Consider the following 22319-nt stretch of genomic DNA (forward strand, 5'->3'; position numbering starts at 1 on the left):
GTTCTTAGCCTGCAGGAGGTCGATTTGTGCTTTTCTGAATAAGGCAGGGGGGTAATAGGGATTGTCCATTTACTTAGATGTAGTTTGGGCACTGAACTTCATGGTGGATTTAATGCTACTGATGCTTGTTCAAATACTTGCTCGTAATGCAACCAGGAAAGTACGCCTTTTTTTTGGCGCATTTATTGCTTCATGCATTGTTCCACTGACGATTTTTTATCCTAATTCATTTTTAGACCATTTTGTTGGGAAAATGTTTTATTCCCTCTTAATTATTTTTAGTACATTTGGTTTTAAGAATTTATATCGATTTATCAAGCTGACACTTCTTTTTTATTTTGTCTCCTTTGCTATTGGAGGCGGGTTAATGGCTATTCATTTTTTTCTTCAACGTCCTATCACAGTTACATTAGATGGTGTTATCACTTTTAATCAGGGTTATGGAGATCCTGTCAGTTGGCTATTTGTCATTATCGGTTTTCCGATTATTTGGTTATTTACAAAACGAAGAATGGACGAGCACGTTGGTGAACAAGTGAAATATGACCAAATGTATAAAATTAGATTGACGATGAATCATCAATCATTTGAAAGTATTGGCTATATTGATAGTGGAAATCAGTTGATCGATCCTTTAACCAAACAGCCTGTGGTTATTTGTGATCAACCTTTTTTAAAGCAGTGGTTTGAAGAAAAAGAGTGGGAAGAGCTCCGTAGCATTAAGGAGCATCTTGACCTAGAGCAATTACCAAAGAGGTGGGAAGACAAATTTCATGTTATTCCTTATCAAGGAGTTGATGGTGCCCATTCTTTCATGCTGGCAATTCGAGCTGAAGAACTCACTATTTATTATAATAATGAGATTTTACAGGCAGCGAATGTATTAATTGGAATTCAATTTGGAGTATTGGAAAAGGACGGGCAATATCATTGTTTATTACATCCGCTCGTAATCAAGCAATCTATTACACAATCTGCATAAGGGAGAGTGACTCAAGTGTCTGTTTGGAAAATTAAATTAAAGTTACGATGGTATCAGTTTTTAAGAAAGATTGGCATTAAGCCGAAAGAAATCTACTATATTGGTGGAAGCGAGGCATTGCCGCCACCTTTAACAAAGCAGGAAGAACATGAATTATTAAAGAAGCTGCCTGAAGGGGACCAAGCTGCTAGATCCATGTTGATTGAAAGAAATCTTAGATTGGTGGTTTATATCGCTAGAAAATTTGAAAATACAGGGATTAACATTGAGGATTTGATCAGCATAGGGACAATAGGATTAATTAAGGCTGTAAATACGTTTAATCCTGAAAAAAAGATTAAACTGGCAACGTACGCCTCTCGTTGTATTGAAAATGAAATTTTAATGTATTTACGTAGAACGAATAAATTAAAGACAGAGGTTTCGTTTGATGAACCGCTGAATATTGACTGGGATGGCAATGAACTCTTATTATCTGATGTGCTTGGAACAGAAGAGGACATTATCACCAAAAATATTGAATCAAATGTTGATAAAACCTTGTTAAAATCGGCGTTAGAAAAATTAAACGCACGTGAAAAACAAATTATGGAATTACGATTTGGTTTAATCGGTGAGGACGAAAAAACGCAAAAGGATGTTGCGGATATGTTGGGAATTTCACAGTCTTATATTTCCCGTTTAGAGAAAAAAATTATCCGTCGATTAAAAAAAGAATTTAACAAAATGGTATAGCTTGATATAACAATTATTCATCGTTTATGACGTCTTGTTTTACAGGATTTTCCTGCATAAAAACTTTTCCCCAGGAGATACTGTCCTTGAACAGCATCTAAGATTGGGGAGGTTTTCGGAATGGCAAGACATAAAGTTGAAATATGCGGGGTGGATACATCCAAACTCCCAGTACTTAAAAACGATGAAATGAAAAAATTATTTATTCGAATGCAAGAAAAAAATGATATAACAGCTCGCGAAGAACTCGTAAATGGCAATTTGCGCCTTGTTCTTAGTGTCATTCAACGATTTAATAATCGTGGTGAATATGTTGATGATTTGTTTCAAGTCGGTTGTATTGGTTTAATGAAATCCATTGATAATTTTGATCTATCGCATAATGTGCGTTTTTCCACTTATGCTGTTCCAATGATTATTGGTGAAATTAGAAGATATTTGCGCGATAATAATCCAATTCGTGTATCAAGGTCTTTGCGTGATATTGCTTATCGAGCTTTACAAGTTAGAGAGCAGCTGATTAGTAAAACATCAAAAGATCCATCTCCGGCAGAAATAGCCAAGGAAATGGGGGTAGAGCAGGCTGACATTGTTTTTGCACTGGATGCCATTCAAGACCCCGTCTCTCTCTTTGAACCGATCTACAATGATGGCGGGGATCCCATTTTTGTTATGGATCAGTTAAGCGATGATAAAGACAAAGATTCGTCATGGGTAGATAAACTCTCATTAAAAGAGGGCATGCTTCGATTAAATGCCAGAGAAAAAATGATTTTAAATAAACGCTTTTTTCAAGGGAAGACACAGATGGAAGTGGCTGACGAGATTGGAATATCTCAAGCGCAAGTGTCTCGACTTGAAAAAGGTGCTATCCATCAAATGAATAAGCAAATGTTTGAATAAGCTAAAAAGCCTTGCATTATGGGTAACCGTGATGCAAGGCTTTTTCTATGTCAATTGCAAGTATGCGTAATGAGGATAAGTTATTACCATTAGCCACCTTTATTTTCTATGAAAAAAAGGATGTTTCTATGCATAGAATAAAGAAGGGAGGGATCTGGCATGGTGAAGTTATCTGAATTACAAATGAAAGAATTAATCGTGATGGACGACGGAACGCGTTTGGGGCATATTATCGACCTAGAGATAGACGGAAGAACAGGAAGGATTATTGCGATAATTGCAGAAGCAAAAGGGAAAAAAACAGGAATGTTCGCCAAAGCGGGGGAACTTTTTATTGCGTGGGAAAAGATAGTACGTATCGGTGAAGATGTGATCCTAGTAGAGAAAGTAAAAGGACCTGAACTGTATACGGAAGATTAAGGAGAAATAATCGATATAATGTGTTAAAATAAGACACAAAATTGAATTAGAATGGAAAAGAGGGAACCCAACATGGAGCCATTTAAACTCAAAAGTAAGATGAGACTTCATTTATCCTCATGGGAAGAGGAAATTCCAGGTTTGGTTGCAGGCTTTACCACAAGAAATGGCGGTGTAAGTGAAGGAGCTTACCAGCAATTGAATATGGGGCTCCATGTCCACGATGATACGGAAAAAGTATTGGAAAACCGAAGAATTCTTAGCCGGGAACTTCACATACCGCTTCAACGCTGGGCCTTGGGGGAACAGGTACATGGAACAAATATTTATCAATTAAGTACAACAGATGCTGGAAAAGGAAGTATTGCTGTGGATTCCAGTGTTCAAGGAGTTGATGGACTGCTTACCAATGAAGCTCATCATATACTTGCAGCAGCTTTTTTTGCGGATTGTGTTCCGTTATTCTTTGTTGATCCAACAACAAGGTTAGCAGCCATTGCGCATGCTGGCTGGAAAGGAACAGTTGGCAGTATTGCCGAAAAAATGGTTCAAAAATTAGTGGATGCTGGTGCTTCTGTCAAGGATTTAAAAGTTGCGGTAGGTCCAAGTATTTCTAAGGGAAATTATGTGGTTGATCATTTTGTGCTATCTCACCTTAATAACGAACAAAGACAAAAATTTACAGAAGAAGTATCGCCTAACCAATTTTTGATTGATTTAAAACAGCTTAATGTCGATATTCTTGTACAATCTGGTGTCTTTCGTCATAATATAGAGGTAACAAATTATTGCACTTCCCAAGATGAGACCCTTTTCTTTTCTCATCGACGCGATAAAGGAAAAACAGGGAGAATGCTAGGATTTATAGGCTTCCGAGAAACAGGAGATGTAATGGAGGATTAAGAATGGTTTCAGTGAAAGAAAATCTAATAGAAATTGAAGCAGGTATACAACATGCTGCAGAGCGTGCTGGCAGAAATAAAGAAGATATCAATATTATCGCTGTAACGAAATATGTTACAATAGAACGTACAAGAGAAGTAATATCTGCGGGGATAACTCATTTAGGTGAAAATAGAAATGAAGGATTTTTAGCGAAATTTGAAGAGATTCAAGCAGATGCTACTTGGCATTTTATTGGAACTTTACAAACAAGAAAAGTAAAAGATATCATTCATCATATTGATTATATTCATTCACTAGACAGGAAATCTTTAGCAAAAGAAATTAATAAGCGAAGTGAGAAAAAAGTTCCTTGTTTTGTGCAAGTAAATGTTAGTGGTGAGGAATCGAAACATGGACTAGCTGTGGAAGAGGTGGAGCCTTTTATTAAAGAATTAGCAGAATATGAGAATATTCGTGTTGTTGGTTTGATGACGATGGCTCCGCATTTTGATAATCCAGAGGAAACGAGACCGCTATTTAAGAAGTTACGCTTATTGCGCGATCATATAAAAGAACTACATTTGGATTATGCACCATGTGAATACTTGTCTATGGGAATGAGTAATGACTATGAAATTGCTATTGAAGAAGGAGCTACACATATTCGGGTAGGGACAAAACTAGTTGGAAAAGAATAATAAAGCGAGGTGCTGTGGATGAGCTTTAAAAAAAGACTTAAAAATTATTTTACCCTAGATGATGAATATGAGTATGAATATGTAGAGGAAGAAGCGGACAAGGAAGAAAAGTACCCCCCACAGGTTCAAGAAAAAGCTGTCGCAAGTAAAAATGTTGTGAACCTTTCCAGTATACAAACAACAAACTCAAAGGTTGTTTTAGCGGAGCCAAGAAATTATAATGAAGCTCAGGACATAGCAGATAACATTGTTAATCGACGCGCGGTTATTATAAATTTGCAGCGCGTTGACCGTCAGCAAGCTAAACGGATAGTTGACTTTCTGAGCGGGACAGTCTATGCCGTGAAAGGCGATATTCAGAAATTAGGATCAGAAGCATTTCTTTGCACTCCAGATAACGTTGAAGTATCTGGAAGTATTTCTGAAATGTTATATGAGCAGGAAGAATACGATAAAGGATGGTAGCAGTAGATGGTACAAATTGTTTCACTAATCAGCTTTGGTCTCAGCATTTATAGCTTTGCACTTATAGTGTATATTTTAATGTCTTGGTTTCCGGGAGCAAGAGAATCCCAATTTGGAGAAATACTCGGGAAAATTTGTGAGCCTTACTTAGAAATTTTCCGTAAAATCATTCCGCCGATTGGTATGATTGATTTTTCTCCAATTGTCGCTATTATCCTGTTACAATTTGCACGACAGGGTTTTCTGCAAATTGCATACATGCTTTAGGACATGTTCAAAAAGAAAGATAAAAAGACTCACGCGGGGCGGTAACTTTTAGATTCACAACAAGACGTAGGCGGTTTTAGTAGAAGTTCCTTTGCCCGATACGTCATTTTTGCCGGAGTTTAAAAACAGCCTCTTTTAAGGTTTTAATGAAAGGAATGACCATGGAAGTTTATCAGCATTTTCGAAAAGAAGAACAGCCTTTTATTGATCAAGTTCTTTCCTGGAAAGAACAAGTAGAGCGAACTTATATCCCGAAGCTGACTGATTTTTTGGATCCACGCGAACAAGAAGTTGTACGTATGCTTTTAGGCACGAGTCAAGACGATTTACAAGTCGAAGCCTTTGGTGGATCAGAATACAGTGAGCGAAAAAGAATCGTGATTGCACCTATCTATGACACCATTACAGAGGATATGTTTCAAGTTGAACTTCTAGAGGCAGCCTATCCAGAAAAATTCATGAAAGTGGAACATCGAGATGTAATGGGTGCTTTTTTGTCACAGGGTGTGAAACGTAAAAAACTTGGGGATATTATGATAGCAGGAGGAAAGATTCATTTGCTTGCTGCTAAAGAGGTCGTACCTTATATCAAGCTGAACTTAACATCTATTAAAAAGTCTCGGATATCCTTTACCGAACAATCACTGCAATCGCTTATGGTGAAGGAAGAGAGCTGGAAAGCGTATGACAAAACAATTTCTTCATTACGATTAGATACAGTGATTAAAGAGATATATGGATTATCCCGCAAGGATGCAGCCACATTTATCCAAAAACAGCTCGTAAAAGTAAATTATCGTGTAGTGGATGATGTGAAATTCCAAATGCAGGAGGGGGATATGCTTTCTGTACGTGGGAAGGGACGAAGTAAAATAGTAGAAATTCGAGGAAGAACCAAGAAAGATAAAATTAAAATGACTGCTGCAATGTTACAATAAATACTAGCAATTTAGCAGAAGATGATGAATAATAAAGAGAGAATTGGTATATCGAAACCGATCAGGGAGGTGGAGATGGTGGCATTATCACCATTAGATATTCATAATAAAGAATTTGTAAGAGGTTGGAAAGGCTATGACGTGGATGAAGTAAATAAATTTCTTGATCAAGTGATGAAGGATTATGAAATTGTTCTCCGTGAGAGAGATGAATTAGATCAGAAAGCAAAAGAGCTTCAGGAGCGGTTAGGACATTTTACAAATATTGAAGAAACGTTAAATAAATCTATTTTAGTGGCTCAAGAAACGGCAGAAGATATTAAAGGCAGTGCAACAAAAGAGGCAAAACTAATTATTAAAGAAGCAGAAAAAAATGCTGACCGTATTGTCAATGAAGCATTAAGTAAAGCAAGAAAAATTTCTCTGGACGTTGAAGAACTTAAAAAGCAAGCAAAAGTATTTCGTTCTAGAATGCGTATGCTAGTTCAAGCGCAATTAGAAATGCTCGGTACAGATGACTGGGAAGAGCTATTTGACACAGAAATAGATGAAGACTTGGAATTAATGGAGCATGAATCTTAAAGGCTTGACTTAGACTTGTATATTACATATAATTCATACAAGTAAAGTTTTTTTCGACAATAATTTTATAATTTTTAATAATACAGTGAAAGAGAAAGTATAAAAGTATATTCTGGGCAAGCGAGTTAGGGATGGTGTAAGCCTAATGCAGAAGTCTTTTAGAAAATCACTCTGGAGTAGCTATTATGAATGTATGTAGTAGTAGCCGTCTGTCCACGTTACGGATTTCGAGTGAATTTAATGCCAGTCATTAAATTTATAAGGGTGGTACCGCGAGTCTTCTCGTCCCTTCAGGGATTAGAGGACTCTTTTTGTATATAAAATGAAGCTTCATTGAGTGGAAGTTTTGTTCTTCTCCACTGAATTAGCCTGAGTGAATCAGGAAATTAGCGTCCGTTATCTCCCGTCTAAATAAATTTATTTTTACTCTTTATCTTGAGACGTGGGTTTTTACGGATGATTATCCGTGATAAAAACTATATTGTTAGACTGAAATGATGAAAATAACAGGAGGGTATATCTTGGAATACAAACAAACACTATTAATGCCAAAAACAGCTTTTCCGATGCGGGGAAATCTTCCAAATAAAGAGCCGGAGCGCCAAAAAAATTGGGAAGAAAATAACCAGTATCAAAAAAACTTAGAACGTACAAAAGGAAGACCATTATTTATTTTACATGATGGACCTCCCTATGCGAATGGAGATATTCATATCGGACACGCGCTTAATAAAATTTTAAAAGATTTTATTATACGCTATAAATCCATGACTGGTTATCATGCTCCTTATATTCCTGGGTGGGACACACATGGATTGCCGATTGAGACAGCTTTAACAAAGAAAAAGAAAGTAAAACGAAAAGAAATGTCTATTGCAGAATTTCGTAAACTTTGTGAGGAATATGCGCTTGGACAAATTGATAGTCAGCGTACACAATTTAAAAAATTAGGAGTACGTGGAGATTGGGATAATCCATATATTACATTAACGAAAGAGTATGAAGCTTCTCAAATCAAGGTATTTGGAGAAATGGCACGAAAAGGCTATATTTATAAAGGTTTAAAGCCTGTATATTGGTCCCCATCCTCTGAATCTGCACTTGCTGAAGCGGAAATTGAATATCAGGATAAACGCTCTCCTTCTATCTATGTGTCATTTGAAGTAACAGATGGAAAAGATGTATTAGACGGTGGCGAGAAAATTGTTATTTGGACAACAACTCCTTGGACGCTTCCTGCTAACTTAGGAATCAGCTTACATCCAAATTTAAGTTATGTCGTAGCACAGGTGAACGATGAAAAGTATGTTGTTGCGGAAGCTCTATTAGAGGACGTAAAAGAGGTCTTAGGCTGGGATGACGTAACTGTTGTCAAGAAATTCAAAGGTCAAGAAGCTGATCGTGTAGAAGCACAGCATCCATTCTACGATCGCAAATCCCTTGTGATGCTTGGCGAACATGTTACAACAGATGCAGGTACAGGATGTGTGCATACTGCGCCTGGTCACGGGGAAGATGACTTTTATGTTTGCCGCAACTACGATATTGATGCATTTTGTCCAGTTGATGAGAAAGGCGTATTTACAAAAGAGGCACCAGGATTTGAAGGTTTATTCTATGATGAAGCAAATAAAGCCATTACAGAATTATTGGATGAAAAGGGTGCTTTATTAAAACTAGAATTTATCACGCACTCTTATCCACATGATTGGAGAACAAAGAAACCAACCATTTTCCGTGCGACTTCTCAGTGGTTTGCATCGATTAAGGATTTCCGACAAGGTATTCTCGAAGAAATTAAAAATGTGAATTGGTATCCTCATTGGGGGGAAACAAGACTTTACAACATGGTAAGAGATCGTGAAGACTGGTGTATTTCTAGGCAGCGTGCTTGGGGTGTTCCTATTCCTGTATTCTATGGAGAAGACGGTACGCCAATCATTACGGATGAAACTATATCACATGTTTCTGATTTATTCAGAGAGTATGGTTCCAATGTATGGTTTGAAAGAGAAGCAAAAGATCTATTACCAGAAGGCTTTACTTCGGAACATAGTCCGAATGGTCATTTTACAAAAGAAGTAGATATTATGGATGTATGGTTTGATTCAGGTTCTTCCCACGAAGGCGTCCTTATGAATAGAGAAGACCATAAACGTCCGGCTGATGTATACTTAGAAGGCAGTGACCAATACCGTGGCTGGTTTAACTCATCCTTATCTACATCTGTAGCAGTAACTGGTAAAGCACCATATAAAAATATTATCAGTCACGGCTTTGTTCTTGATGGAAATGGACGTAAGATGAGTAAATCATTAGGAAATGTCATTGTTCCTTCGAAGGTACAAAAACAATTGGGTTCCGATATTTTACGATTATGGGTAGCAAGTGTTGACTATCAAGCAGATGTACGTATTTCAGACGATATTTTAAAACAAACATCCGAAAGCTATCGTAAAATCCGAAATACTTTCCGTTTCCTATTAGCTAACCTTGCTGATTTTAATCCTAGTAAGGACCGTGTGAAAGATGAGGACTTGCAAGAAGTCGATCGCTATATGCTTTATCGCTTGCAGCAAGTATTAAAAGGTGCACGCGAGAATTATGAACACTTTGAATTTGCTCCAGTAATTAATCAGGTTCATAACTTCTGTTCGGTAGATTTAAGTTCATTTTACCTGGACTTTGCGAAGGATATCCTATATATTGAAGCTGCAGATCATCCACGTCGCCGCAGTATTCAAACAGGGTATTATGAAATTCTAACAACGCTTGTACAACTGCTTGCGCCAATTATTCCACATACAGCGGAAGAAGTATGGGAGTATATTCCGGGTGTAGAAGCGGAAACAGTTCATTTAACAGATATTCCTGAACCGCGCCAAGTAGCTGGTTTGGAAGATGTTGTGGAAAAATGGGATCACTTTATGGAAGTAAGAGATGATGTATTAAAGGCTCTAGAAGAAGCTAGAAGTGAGAAAGTTATCGGGAAATCATTAGAAGCGAAAATTCGATTAGCTCCACTTGATGAAGAAACAAAACAAGTGCTTGAAAATGTGGCTAATTTACATCAGTACTTCATTGTTTCCGAAACAGTAATCTCTGATGAAAAAGGAATTGGAAAAGCATACGACTATGTAGAAGTTGCAGTTGAAAAGCACCCGGGTGAAACGTGTGAACGCTGCTGGGTTGCCTCTGACACAGTAGGAGAAGACAAAGATCATCCAGGGCTATGCACCAGATGTGCTAACGTTGTAAAAGAAAATTATACTAACTAAAATTTCTTGGAAAAGAGCCAGCTGGCTCTTTTTTAGGCGTTTATATAATTATCCCTCCTCTTAATATCTAAACAAGCATGATGGCCCCTTTATGAGGATGTTCAAAAAGTACCCCAATGATAAGCGGCGAATTTCTGCGTTTACGTGTCTTTTCCGATAGGGCTGGGACTGGGACTGCTGGGATTACTCGTCCCATTGAAAACTGAACACGCACTTTATCTATATTCTTTCTATATTGTTGTTTCTTGAAAATTAACAGCAGAAAGGATAAGATAAGAAAGACTTCCGATTAGATTGGAGAAATGAACATGTGGAGATATTATCTAATTGCCATTGTCCTTATTGGATTAGACCAATGGACAAAATGGCTTGTTGCAACCAGAATGGAGCTGGGTGAATCCATCCCAGTTATTAATGATTTCTTCTATATTACCTCGCATCGTAATTCCGGAGCTGCATGGGGCATTTTAGAAGGACAAATGGGGCTATTTTACATTATAACAGTGATTGTTATTGCCGGATTAATATACTTTTTACATACACATGGAAAACAAGATCGCCTGATTGCTATAGGTGTTGGTGTGTTAATAGGGGGAGCGATTGGGAATTTTATTGATCGTATTTTATACCAAGAAGTAGTCGATTTTGCGAACTTCTATATTTTTAATTATAATTTTCCAATATTCAACGTTGCTGATTCTGCACTCACGATTGGTGTGATTATTGTAATCATTGCAATTATACTGGATGAAAGAAAGCGGGGCAAAGAGAAAAAATGACAGTAAACCAGCATATAGTATCAGAAACAGAGAGCAAAAAAAGAGTCGATAAAATTCTATCTGATTTGCTGCAGGACCATTCACGCTCTCAAATTCAAAGTTGGATTGAAGAAGGACATGTGACATTGAATGGCGAAAAGGTTAAAGCCAATCAAAAATGTCAGGCAGGGGAAACCATTAGATGGGAAGTTCCGGAAACGAAACCTCTTGTGCTCGAGCCAGAGAATATTCCGTTAGACATTGTTTATGAAGATGCGGATTTATTGGTAGTTAATAAAGCAAAAGGAATGGTCGTACACCCTTCCGCAGGTCACCACACGGGTACATTGGTACATGCTTTATTGTACCATTGTAAAGATTTATCTGGGATCAATGGGGTAGAACGCCCAGGGATTGTACACCGAATTGATATGGATACAAGCGGGTTATTAGTTGTTGCGAAAAATGATCTTGCCCACCAAAATTTATCGGAACAGTTACAAGAAAAACAATTGAAACGGACTTATGAAGCCATTGTTCATGGGGAAATTGGGCATGAGACGGGGTTAATTGACGCGCCAATTGGCAGAGATCCAAAAGACCGTCAAAAAATGGGTATCGTTGAAAATGGGAAACCAGCAGTTACGCATTTTCGTGTATTAGAGCGTTTTTCAGACTATACACATATTGAATGTCAGTTAGAGACTGGCAGAACGCATCAAATACGTGTTCATATGCAGTATATTGGTTTTCCGCTTGTAGGTGATCCAAAATATGGCCAGCGAAAATCATTCGATGTCCAAGGCCAAGCACTTCATGCAAAGCAAATTGGCTTTATACATCCTAGAACGGAACAATGGATGGAATTTGAAGCAGCTCCCCCAGCTATCTTTATGGAAACGCTCGACCAAATTCGTAAAATGTATTGACAGACACATCAAATTTTGACATAATAAGTGATGACAATTAAAGACCTTTAACAATAGTCCTGTGAGGCTAGAAAGGATACGATAAGCAGTTTTCTAAAGTGTACGTATGCCCTTTTCCATCTCCAGGAAAAGGGTTTTTTATGTGGGAGGAGCCGTTGCGATGAAGAAAAAAACAGAGATTCTTGATGCTGCAGCTATAAATAGAGCATTGACTAGAATGTCTCATGAAATTCTAGAAAAGAATAAAGGTGGAGAGAACCTCATTTTGATTGGAATCAAAACAAGAGGTGTCCCGCTAGCAAAAAGTATTCAAGAAAAAATTAAGCAAATTGAAGATATTGAAGTTCCGCTTGGTGAATTAGATATTACCATGTATCGGGATGATCTGGAAAAGAAAAATAACCATGAGGATCCACAAATCAATTCGGTTTCTATTAACATGGATATTACAGACAAGCAGGTGATCCTGATTGATGATGTTCTTTATACAGGAAGGACCGTCCGTGCGGCAATGGATGCGGTAATGGATGTTGGCAGACCAGCTGCTATACAGCTTGGTACATTAGTGGACCGGGGGCATCGTGAGCTTCCTATCCGAGCTGACTATGTAGGGAAAAATATCCCTACCTCAGAGCAGGAAATTGTAGTTGTTCAACTAAGTGAAGAAGACCAAGTTGACCTGGTTTCCATTTACGAAAAGAATATATGATAACTTTTAATCAAATCCAGAGAGATTTGAAAGGTTGTTTAGTGAAACGAATGCTTATTTGATGTATTCGTCTACCTCTCTGCAACCTTTGCAGGGAGTTTTTTTTGCACTTTTTTATCGCAGTGTAACTTGCTGGGACTGGGACTGGGACTGCGATTACTCGTCCCATCGAAGGGCTTTTGTAAGACTCCCACTTCAAGAAATGAGTAAAAAATTATATTTCTAAGTGGGAGATCTAACAGCCAGTAACGGCCCGATTCGTTCAACTAACCTTCAGTGGGGGATGAAAGAAAGCCCCCCACTGAAGGAAGTTTCACTTTATGGATATCATCACATCAAAGAGGGAGAGATGAATCGTGGAACATTTTATTTCGATGAACCAATTATCGAAAGAAACGATGAATCAAATTCTTAAAGAAGCAGAATCGATAAGAAAATCACCGATTACAATTAACCAACAATTATTCGCAGCGAATTTATTCTTTGAACCAAGTACAAGAACAAAAATGAGTTTTGAAGTTGCGCAGAAAAAACTAGGATTAGAGATGCTGGACTTGCACACAGAAGCGTCCAGTCTGAGAAAGGGAGAATCGTTATATGATACGGCGAAAACCTTTGAAGCAATTGGAGCGAATGTTCTAGTTGTTCGGCATCCCTCCGATCATTGGATAGATGAGATAGAGAAAGAAGGTAATCTGAAAATTCCTGTGATTAATGCTGGATCCGGAAAAGAAGAGCATCCTACCCAGTGTATGTTAGATTTACTGACCATGTATCAAGAGTTTGGCAGCGTAGAAGGCAGAAAAGTTGTCATTGCTGGTGACATTAAACATAGCCGTGTTGCTAGGTCGAATGCGCTGGCTCTAGAAAAATTAGGAGCTGAAGTTTACCTGAGTGCAGCGCCTGGCTTTGAAGATAACACGCTGCATTATCCGTATATTACCATGGATGAGGCAGTAGAGAAAGTGGATGTGGTGATGTTGCTTCGGATCCAGCATGAACGACATATTCATAAGGCGGAGACGTCTGATTATCTTACTCTCTATGGCCTGACAATGGAGAGAGCAGCAAAAATGCAAAAGCATGCGATTATTATGCACCCCGCCCCGATTAATAGAGGGGTAGAGATAGATACCAGATTAGTAGAAAGTAACCAATCACGTATTTTTAAACAAATGGAGAATGGTGTTTATGTAAGAATGGCCATTTTATTACATGTATTAAAAGAATGGGGGATTATTCATGAAAACGAAATTAACAAACGCAAAACGCTTAACGTCATCTAATGAATTTGTAAACTGTGAGATTCTCATAGAAGACGGAAAAATTATAAAAATAGCTTCTCGAGTAGCAGAGCAGGCTGATAAAACAATTGATGCTAAAAACAATCTTGTTTCACCAGGTTTTATCGATGTGCATATTCATTTACGGGAACCAGGCGGGGAATATAAAGAAACCATTGCAACAGGCACCCAGTCTGCAGCGAGAGGCGGTTATACAACAGTTTGTTCGATGCCGAATACAAATCCCGTCCCAGATAATTCCGAAACATTAGCGCAGCTGTTTCACAAAGTGAAAGAAGATGCAGTAGTCCGTGTCCTCCCATATGCTTCTATCACGAAAGGCTTAAAAGGAGAAGAACGTACAAATATTAAAGAGCTATTCGAACAAGGTGCATTTGCTTTTACAGATGACGGAGTAGGAATTCAAACAGCGAATCAAATGCTTCAAGCAATGAAGGAAGCAGCAGCGTGTGGCGCAGCGATTGTGGCACATTGTGAAGATAACTCGCTTGTTTATGGCGGGGTTACGCATGATGGAGAAGTAAGCAAGAGATTAAACCTTCCTGGAATTCCATCTCTAAGTGAGTCTGTACAAATTGCCAGAGATGTATTATTAGCTGAAGCTGCTGATTGTCATTATCATGTTTGTCATGTCAGCACAAAGGAATCGGTTCGTGTCATCCGAGATGCGAAAAAAGCGGGAATCAAAGTAACTGCGGAGGTTTCTCCCCATCACCTGTTATTAAATGAAACGGATATCGTTGAAAATGACGCAAATTTCAAAATGAATCCGCCGCTAAGAGGAATAGATGATCAAGAAGCGCTTATCGAAGGACTTTTAGACGGGACCATTGATTTTATTGCAACAGACCATGCACCGCATGCAGAGGAAGAAAAAGCAAATGGATTCATAGAGGCCCCATTCGGTATCGTTGGTTTAGAGACAGCATTTCCATTATTGTATACACATCTCGTACAGAAAAATGTATTAAGCTTACAAGAACTGGTGGATAGAATGACAAAAAAACCAGCAGCGGTTTTCGGACTTCCTTATGGAACATTGGAAGAAGGAGCCCCAGCTGATATAACGATTGTTGATTTAGAAAAAACGGCAAAAATTGATCGTTACCAATTTGCTTCCAAAGGGAAGAACACGCCTTTCCATGGCTGGGAAGTAACAGGATTTCCTGTAATGACAATCGTAGCAGGTAAAGTTGTATTTGAGGAGGATAACCATGCGTAAACGTAATTTAATACTGGAAGATGGAACAGTTTTTGAAGGACACGGTTTTGGCAGTGAGACAGTTTCTAGAGGAGAGATTGTTTTTAATACGAGTATGACCGGATATCAAGAAGTGATCACAGACCCAAGCTATTGTGGTCAATTTGTAACAATGACCTATCCCCTAATCGGGAATTACGGGATAAACCGAGATGATTATGAAACGGTGACACCATTTATTCATGGTTTAATTGTGAAACAATATAGCGAGCAACCCTCTAATTTTCGTAATGAAGAGACGATTGACAGCTTCTTAAAAGCAAATAATATTCCTGGTATTTCTGGAATTGATACTAGAAAATTAACCCGTATTATTCGCAAGCATGGAACGATGAAAGCTGCTATCGTTTCAGCAGAGGAAGATACTGAGAAAGTAATTAAAGAATTGAAGAATACCGAATTTTCAAGAGACCAAGTAAAGCAAACCTCCACAAGTAAACCGTACGTGGTTCCTGGTAGAGGACGTCGCGTTGTACTTGTAGATTTTGGTGCAAAACACGGTATACTTCGAGAATTAACAAAACGAGATTGTCAGATTACAGTCGTGCCATATGACTATAGTGCAGCAGAAATTCTGCGTCTTCGTCCAGATGGCGTTATGCTGACAAACGGACCTGGAGATCCCAAAGATGTACCGGAAGCAATCGAAATGATTAAAGGGATTTTAGGAAAAGTGCCGATTTTTGGAATTTGCCTTGGGCACCAGCTTCTGTCCTTAGCTTGTGGGGCAAATACAGAAAAAATGAAGTTTGGACATCGAGGTGCAAACCATCCGGTGAAAGATTTAAAAAACGATAAAACCTATCTTACTTCCCAAAATCATAGCTATGCGGTTAATCCAGATTCACTCGAAAATACAGGATTAGAATTAACCCAGATCGCTATTAACGATGAAACAGTAGAGGGAGTAAAACACATTACGCATCCAGCATTCTCGGTGCAGTATCATCCAGAAGCTTCTCCGGGACCAGAAGATACAAATTATTTATTTGATGAATTTTTAAAATTAATGGATCAACAAGAGAAAAAACAGGAGGTTCATATAAATGCCTAAACGTACAGATATTCAAAAAATCCTCGTAATTGGATCCGGTCCGATTGTAATCGGGCAAGCAGCAGAATTCGATTATTCTGGTACACAAGCTTGTCAAGCGCTAAGAGAAGAAGGATACTATGTCATCTTAGCTAACTCTAATCCGGCAACGATTATGACTGATAATACAGTTGCTGATAAAGTATATATGGAACCTTTAACAGAGGAATTCTTAACCAAAATTATTCGTAAAGAGCATCCAGATGCTATCTTGCCGACGCTTGGCGGACAAACTGGTCTAAACCTTGCAATGGAACTGGTTCGTAAAGGGGTTTTAGAGGACCATGATGTTCAATTACTTGGTACAGCGCCAGAATCGATTCAAAAAGCAGAAGATAGAGAATTATTCCGTACCTTGATGCATGAATTAAATGAACCAGTGCCAGAAAGTGAAATTGTTCATACAGTGGATGAAGCTGTAGATTTTGCTAATTTAATTGGCTACCCGCTCATTGTTCGTCCAGCCTACACGCTTGGTGGTACTGGCGGGGGAATGTGCTACAACGAACAAGAGCTAAGAGAAATTACACATAACGGACTTGTCCTTTCTCCAGTAAATCAGTGCTTGATTGAACGCAATATTGCTGGTTTTAAAGAAATTGAATATGAAGTAATGCGTGACCACAAGGATCAGGCAATTGTTGTTTGTAATATGGAAAATATTGACCCAGTGGGAATACATACTGGAGATTCGATTGTTGTTGCGCCATCACAAACGTTAAGTGATCGAGAATATCATCTGTTGCGTAATGCTTCCTTGAAAATTATTCGTTCCTTAGAAATTGAAGGCGGCTGTAATGTCCAGCTGGCACTCGATCCATATAGCTTCCAATATTATGTGATTGAAGTAAATCCGCGTGTTAGCCGTTCATCTGCCCTGGCTTCGAAAGCAACAGGATATCCAATTGCAAAAATTGCAGCAAAAATTGCAGTTGGTTATACATTGGATGAAATCATTAATCCAATTACCGGTAAAACGTATTCCATGTTTGAACCAGCGTTGGATTATGTTGTCACCAAATTTCCGCGCTTCCCATTCGATAAATTCACAACTGGTGACCGTCGTTTAGGTACGCAAATGAAGGCAACGGGGGAAGTTATGGCGATTGGTCGTAACTTAGAAGAGTCCCTATTAAAAGGTATTCGTTCCTTGGAAATGGGCACGGAAGAACTTTACCTTGCCAAAGCAGAAAAATTAGATGAAGAGACGTTGAATAAACGCTTGAAGCGTGCAGATGATGAGCGTATTTTCCTTTTAGCCGAAGCGCTTCGCCGTGGTTATTCTGTGGATCAAATTTTTGATATAACAAAAATTGACCGCTTTTTCTTAAACAGCTTAAATAAAATTATCGAAACAGAGAAAACATTAATTGAAAATAAAAATGATATTGCTGTACTAAAAGAAGCGAAAGAATTAGGAATTGCCGATGTACAAATCGCAAGGCTTTGGAACGTTTCAATTGATGAAGTATATGCATTAAGACAAAAAGAAAATGTCTTCCCAGTTTATAAAATGGTAGATACGTGTGCAGCAGAATTTGAATCCGAAACACCGTATTTCTACAGTACTTATGAAACAGAAAATGAGTCGGTTGTCACTGACCGAAAGAAAATTTTAGTACTTGGTTCAGGTCCAATCCGAATCGGACAAGGGATTGAATTTGACTACGCAACCGTACATTCTGTCTTTGCGATTAAAGAACTTGGCTATGAAGCAATTATTATGAATAATAACCCGGAAACCGTATCTACAGATTTCACGATTTCCGATAAGCTTTACTTTGAGCCGCTCACATTAGAAGATGTGATGCATGTGATTGAACTGGAAAAACCAGAAGGCGTCATTGTGCAGTTTGGCGGGCAAACAGCAATTAACCTTGCAGAAGGCCTGGAGCGCCGTGGTGTGAAAATATTAGGTACAGGACTGGAAGCAATTGACCGTGCGGAAGACCGTGATAAATTTGAAGTCTTATTAGATGAACTTCATTTACTTCGACCAGAGGGGAAAGCAGTGCCAAAATTAGATCAAGCCATTGAAACTGCAAATGAAATTGGTTACCCCGTACTGGTACGCCCTTCTTATGTTATTGGCGGAAGCCGTATGGAAATTGTTTATAGCGAAAAAGAGCTGGAAAACTATTTAGCGAAGTCAGATAACATTGATTCCGCACATCCCATTTTGATTGATAAGTATCTAACAGGGATGGAAGCAGAAGTAGATGCGATAAGTGATGGAGAAACAACCATTGTTCCTGGAATAATGGAGCATATCGAACGTGCCGGTGTCCACTCTGGAGATTCCATGGCTGTATATCCGCCACAGCGTTTAAGTGAAGCGGTGAAGGAAAAGTGTTTAGATGCAGCAGTGAAGATTTCCAAAGCACTTAAAGTAAAAGGTTTAATCAATATCCAGTTCATTATCCGCGGGGAAGATGTTTATGTGCTTGAAGTGAATCCAAGAGCCAGCAGAACGATTCCTTTCTTAAGTAAAATTACTGGCGTAACGATGGCAAACATTGCAACCAAATGTATTTTAGGTGAAAAGTTAGCGAATATGGGTTATGAAACAGGTATTTTACCAGAACAGGATCTGGTTTCTGTGAAAATTCCAGTATTCTCTTTTGAAAAATTACGCAGTGTCGATACCATTCTTGGACCAGAAATGAAATCTACCGGCGAAGCAATCGGCTATGATAAAACATTAGAAAAAGCATTGTATAAAGGGCTTATCGCTTCTGGGTTAAAAGTCCCGCAAGAAGGCGGTGTGTTATTAACGGTTGCTGATAAAGATAAGGCAGAAATGCTGGAAGTAGCAGAACGATTCCACCAACTCGGATTTGTTCTTTATGCAACACAAGGTACAGCAGCCTATATCCGTGAAGAAGGAGACATTCCAGTTGTTGAGGTAGGGAAAGTTGGCTTGGATGAGCCGAATGTTCTTTCTATCATCGAGGAAGGAAAAGTACAATTTGTTGTCAACACACTTAATTCTGGACAGAAACCAAGATCAGACGGTTTCTTAATCCGCCGTCAAGCAGTAGAGCATGGAATTGCCTGCTTAACAAATTTAGACACAGTGAATGCAATTATCAATGTCATCGACTCTACGACCTTTACAGCAAAACCGATTAGCCAGCAAAAGGTGACACAGTAATGAAGAAAAGATATGAAATGAAAGTACTATCCGTTGAAAACATTGCTAAAGAAACAATTGAAATGAAATTGTATCAGCCAGAGATCAGTAAAGAAACAGTGCCAGGACAATTCTTACATTTGCTTGTCCCAGGATTTACATTAAGAAGGCCTATCTCGATTGCCAAAGTTGACAAGCAAGAAGGATCCGTTACCATCTTGTTCAAAATAGTTGGAGGTGGAACAAGCGCTTTAGCAGCTTATCAACCGGGAATGACGATAGATGCCCTCGGCCCGAATGGAAATGGCTTCTCTGTAGACGATGTAAAAGAAGGTGAACGTGTCCTATTAGTAGGTGGAGGAATTGGTGTTCCTCCGATCTACCACCTTGCAAAACAATTAGCAGAAAAGAACGTGGAGCTTATTGCTGTTTTGGGATTTCAATCAAAGGACTATGTCTTTTATGAAGCAGAATTCCAAAAAATAGCAAAAACATACGTCGTAACAAACGATGGTTCATACGGCCATCAAGGGTTTGTAACACATGTATTTTCTGAAGTTGGAGCATTTGATCAATACTTCAGTTGTGGCCCTCTGCCGATGCTGCGTGCGATAACCAAAGAATTAAAAGACATCCCAGGTAAAGTCTCACTAGAAGAAAGAATGGGCTGTGGTGTTGGTGCCTGCATGGCTTGTGTGTTGCCGACAGTCGATAACAATTATAAGAAAATATGCAGTGATGGACCGGTGTTTTCTGCACAGGAGGTTGTTTTATGAACCTAGAGGTAAAATTACCTGGACTAACATTAAAAAATCCAATTATGCCTGCATCAGGCTGCTTTGGATTTGGCAAAGAATATAGCGACTACTATGATTTAAGTCGTTTAGGTGCTGTTATTATGAAGGCAGCTACACAATTTGAGCGTTTTGGGAACCCTACTCCGCGTGTTGCGGAAACTTCTTCTGGAATGTTAAATGCCATTGGTCTGCAAAACCCTGGTGTCGATCGGATTATTGGCACGGAAGTTCCTAGACTCGCCGAATATGATATGTCTATTATTGCGAATGTCGCAGGAAGCTCTTTAGAGGAATATATTTTTGTAGCAAAGGCTTTTAACAGGACAAACGAGGTTCACGCATTAGAGCTAAATATATCTTGTCCCAATGTAAAAGAAGGCGGAATCCAGTTTGGAACAGATCCTGAAATGGCAAAGAAGGTAACAGCAGCAGTAAAGGAAGCAAGTCAGCTCCCTGTTTACGTAAAATTATCACCGATTGTAACGAGTATCGTAGAAATGGCAAAAGCGGTTGAAGAAGCAGGTGCGGACGGACTATCGATGATTAATACACTGACCGGCATGAGGCTTCACTTGCCGACTGGAAAGCCGCTAATCGCCAATCAGACAGGCGGATTATCCGGTGCGGCGATTAAACCGATTGCTATCCGAATGATTTACGAGGTACGCCAGCATGTATCGATTCCAATTATTGGCATGGGAGGTATTTCCACTGCAGAGGATGTATTAGAATTTTTGCAGGCTGGTGCGGATGCAGTTGCAGTTGGTACCGCAAATTTCCAAAATCCTTTTGCATGTGTAGACATTATTGATGCACTTCCAGAAACATTAACAAAATATCAATATACATCTGTTCAAGACGTTATTGACAGAAGGAGTGTAAACGTATGAGCGTCTATGTCGCACTAGATTTCCCAACGTGGACGGAAACAGAGCGCTTTTTGCAAGAAAATGATCTGGCAGGCGTTCCTGTAAAAGTAGGAATGGAGCTCTTTTATCGGGAAGGTCCAGCAATTGTTGAAAAGCTGCAAGCTCATAATCATTCCATCTTTTTAGACTTAAAGCTTCACGATATTCCAAATACCGTTCATCAGGCAATGAAAAATATTGCTTCCCTGGACGTAGACTTAGTAACAACACATGCTATTGGCGGAAAAGAAATGATTTACCAAGCAAAGCAAGGCCTGGCGGGTTCATCTACAAAGCTGATGACAGTTACGATATTAACTTCGATGGATAGTGCTATTTTAGAGCAAGAGCTTGGCTTACCGGGAAATGTAGAAGAGAACGTCATCCGTTTTGCGACATTAGCGCAAGAAGCTGGAGCAGATGGAGTGGTTAGTTCGGTACATGAGGTACCAATGATTAAAAAGCATTGCGGGGAGAAGTTCCTATCCATTACACCAGGAATCCGTTTGGCAGATTCTTCTCAGGACGACCAGAAACGTATCGCAACACCTAAAAAAGCAAAAGAACTGGGCAGTGATTTTCTTGTTGTCGGCAGAAGTATTACAAAAGCAGCGAATCCAAGAAAAGCATATGAACAAGTGTTGAAGGAGTGGCAGCATGGAGAATAATATAACGAAAGAATTACTAGCAATCGAAGCAGTACAATTAAATGTAGATAACTATTTCACATGGACATCTGGTTTAAAATCGCCTATTTATTGTGACAATCGTTTAACGATGAGTTATCCTGCCGTTCGTAAAAAAATCGTTAAAGCATTTGCGGAAATGGTGAAAAATAGTAACACAAAGCCAGAAGTGATCGCCGGCTGTGCTACTGCTGGTATTCCACATGCAGCCTGGTTAGCAGAAGAACTTGAATTACCAATGGTGTATGTTCGATCTAAACCAAAGGGGCATGGCAAAGGTAATCAGATTGAAGGTGCGTCTGTTAAAGGGAAAAAGGTTCTTGTTATTGAAGATTTGATTTCCACTGGCGGATCATCCATTCAAGCGGCTGAGGCGCTAAAGCAAGAAGGTGCTGAAATTACGGCAGTATATTCCATTTTCACTTATGGACTTCCAAGAGCACAAGAAGCATTTGAGGAAGCTGGATTCTCCTATCAATCTATTACTGGTTTCGATCAATTATTAGAGTTGCTGTTAGAAGAAAATAAGCTCACAGAAAAAGAAAAAGCGACTGTGCTAGCGTGGAGAAGCGAGTTATAAGTATAAAA

Annotated in this window: 22 protein-coding genes and 1 other annotated feature; all 22 genes read left to right on the top strand. The window is 38.9% G+C overall.

What is annotated here, in order from left to right:
* Positions 1 to 61: 61 nt before the first annotated feature.
* Positions 62 to 982, top strand: a complete 921-nt coding sequence (gene spoIIGA / locus KI343_RS02295; RefSeq protein WP_212924824.1) for a sigma-E processing peptidase SpoIIGA — start codon at positions 62 to 64, stop codon at positions 980 to 982.
* Positions 983 to 997: 15 nt separating this feature from the next.
* A complete protein-coding gene (gene sigE / locus KI343_RS02300; protein ID WP_212924825.1) occupies positions 998 to 1717 on the top strand; it encodes an RNA polymerase sporulation sigma factor SigE in 720 nt (239 codons plus the stop codon).
* 120 nt (positions 1718 to 1837) lie between these two features.
* The gene (gene sigG, locus KI343_RS02305) at positions 1838 to 2620 is read left to right on the top strand and encodes an RNA polymerase sporulation sigma factor SigG (RefSeq protein WP_212924826.1); all 783 of its coding nucleotides are present in this window, start codon (positions 1838 to 1840) and stop codon (positions 2618 to 2620) included.
* 159 nt (positions 2621 to 2779) lie between these two features.
* Positions 2780 to 3040 carry a YlmC/YmxH family sporulation protein gene (locus KI343_RS02310; RefSeq protein ID WP_212924827.1) on the top strand — a complete coding sequence of 87 codons (261 nt, stop codon included), beginning with the start codon at positions 2780 to 2782 and terminating at the stop codon, positions 3038 to 3040.
* 72 nt (positions 3041 to 3112) lie between these two features.
* Positions 3113 to 3943 carry a peptidoglycan editing factor PgeF gene (gene pgeF / locus KI343_RS02315; RefSeq protein WP_212924828.1) on the top strand — a complete coding sequence of 277 codons (831 nt, stop codon included), beginning with the start codon at positions 3113 to 3115 and terminating at the stop codon, positions 3941 to 3943.
* A 2-nt stretch (positions 3944 to 3945) separates the two neighbouring features.
* Positions 3946 to 4623: a YggS family pyridoxal phosphate-dependent enzyme gene (locus tag KI343_RS02320; protein WP_212924829.1), complete on the top strand. Its 678-nt coding sequence runs from the start codon at positions 3946 to 3948 to the stop codon at positions 4621 to 4623.
* Between the two features lie 18 nt (positions 4624 to 4641).
* Positions 4642 to 5088: a cell division protein SepF gene (locus KI343_RS02325; protein ID WP_212924830.1), complete on the top strand. Its 447-nt coding sequence runs from the start codon at positions 4642 to 4644 to the stop codon at positions 5086 to 5088.
* 6 nt (positions 5089 to 5094) lie between these two features.
* Entirely contained in the window at positions 5095 to 5355 is a 261-nt protein-coding gene (locus KI343_RS02330) for a YggT family protein (RefSeq protein ID WP_212924831.1), read from the top strand.
* Positions 5356 to 5516: 161 nt separating this feature from the next.
* Positions 5517 to 6293 (top strand): YlmH family RNA-binding protein, encoded by a 777-nt coding sequence (locus tag KI343_RS02335; protein ID WP_212924832.1) that lies wholly within the window; start codon positions 5517 to 5519, stop codon positions 6291 to 6293.
* 78 nt (positions 6294 to 6371) lie between these two features.
* Complete coding sequence (locus KI343_RS02340) at positions 6372 to 6875, top strand: DivIVA domain-containing protein (RefSeq protein ID WP_212924833.1); 504 nt, start codon at positions 6372 to 6374, stop codon at positions 6873 to 6875.
* A 76-nt stretch (positions 6876 to 6951) separates the two neighbouring features.
* Positions 6952 to 7168 (top strand) — a binding site (T-box leader).
* Positions 7169 to 7396: 228 nt separating this feature from the next.
* On the top strand, positions 7397 to 10153 hold the full coding sequence (ileS, locus tag KI343_RS02345; RefSeq protein WP_212924834.1) for an isoleucine--tRNA ligase: 2757 nt from the start codon (positions 7397 to 7399) through the stop codon (positions 10151 to 10153).
* 308 nt (positions 10154 to 10461) lie between these two features.
* Positions 10462 to 10932 carry a signal peptidase II gene (gene lspA / locus KI343_RS02350; RefSeq protein WP_212924835.1) on the top strand — a complete coding sequence of 157 codons (471 nt, stop codon included), beginning with the start codon at positions 10462 to 10464 and terminating at the stop codon, positions 10930 to 10932.
* Entirely contained in the window at positions 10929 to 11840 is a 912-nt protein-coding gene (locus KI343_RS02355; protein WP_212924836.1) for an RluA family pseudouridine synthase, read from the top strand. The genes lspA and KI343_RS02355 overlap by 4 nt, the downstream gene beginning before the upstream one ends.
* 160 nt (positions 11841 to 12000) lie before the next feature.
* Positions 12001 to 12549, top strand: coding sequence for a bifunctional pyr operon transcriptional regulator/uracil phosphoribosyltransferase PyrR (gene pyrR / locus KI343_RS02360; RefSeq protein WP_212924837.1), 549 nt, complete (start codon positions 12001 to 12003; stop codon positions 12547 to 12549).
* Positions 12550 to 12905: 356 nt separating this feature from the next.
* Positions 12906 to 13835 (top strand): aspartate carbamoyltransferase catalytic subunit, encoded by a 930-nt coding sequence (locus KI343_RS02365; protein ID WP_212924838.1) that lies wholly within the window; start codon positions 12906 to 12908, stop codon positions 13833 to 13835.
* Positions 13792 to 15075, top strand: a complete 1284-nt coding sequence (locus KI343_RS02370; RefSeq protein WP_212924839.1) for a dihydroorotase — start codon at positions 13792 to 13794, stop codon at positions 15073 to 15075. The genes KI343_RS02365 and KI343_RS02370 overlap by 44 nt, the downstream gene beginning before the upstream one ends.
* Entirely contained in the window at positions 15068 to 16168 is a 1101-nt protein-coding gene (locus tag KI343_RS02375; RefSeq protein WP_212924840.1) for a carbamoyl phosphate synthase small subunit, read from the top strand. Before KI343_RS02370 ends, KI343_RS02375 begins: the two co-directional genes overlap by 8 nt.
* Complete coding sequence (gene carB, locus KI343_RS02380; RefSeq protein WP_212924841.1) at positions 16161 to 19361, top strand: carbamoyl-phosphate synthase large subunit; 3201 nt, start codon at positions 16161 to 16163, stop codon at positions 19359 to 19361. Before KI343_RS02375 ends, carB begins: the two co-directional genes overlap by 8 nt.
* Entirely contained in the window at positions 19361 to 20116 is a 756-nt protein-coding gene (locus KI343_RS02385) for a dihydroorotate dehydrogenase electron transfer subunit (protein WP_212924842.1), read from the top strand. Before carB ends, KI343_RS02385 begins: the two co-directional genes overlap by 1 nt.
* Positions 20113 to 21027: a dihydroorotate dehydrogenase gene (locus tag KI343_RS02390; protein ID WP_212924843.1), complete on the top strand. Its 915-nt coding sequence runs from the start codon at positions 20113 to 20115 to the stop codon at positions 21025 to 21027. The genes KI343_RS02385 and KI343_RS02390 overlap by 4 nt, the downstream gene beginning before the upstream one ends.
* Positions 21024 to 21713, top strand: coding sequence for an orotidine-5'-phosphate decarboxylase (gene pyrF, locus KI343_RS02395; RefSeq protein ID WP_212924844.1), 690 nt, complete (start codon positions 21024 to 21026; stop codon positions 21711 to 21713). Before KI343_RS02390 ends, pyrF begins: the two co-directional genes overlap by 4 nt.
* Positions 21703 to 22311: an orotate phosphoribosyltransferase gene (gene pyrE / locus KI343_RS02400; RefSeq protein WP_212924845.1), complete on the top strand. Its 609-nt coding sequence runs from the start codon at positions 21703 to 21705 to the stop codon at positions 22309 to 22311. The genes pyrF and pyrE overlap by 11 nt, the downstream gene beginning before the upstream one ends.
* The last annotated feature ends 8 nt before the right edge of the window (positions 22312 to 22319 follow it).

This window comes from Oceanobacillus sp. J11TS1 (assembly GCF_018333215.1).
Classification (GTDB): Bacteria; Bacillota; Bacilli; order Bacillales; family Amphibacillaceae; genus Oceanobacillus.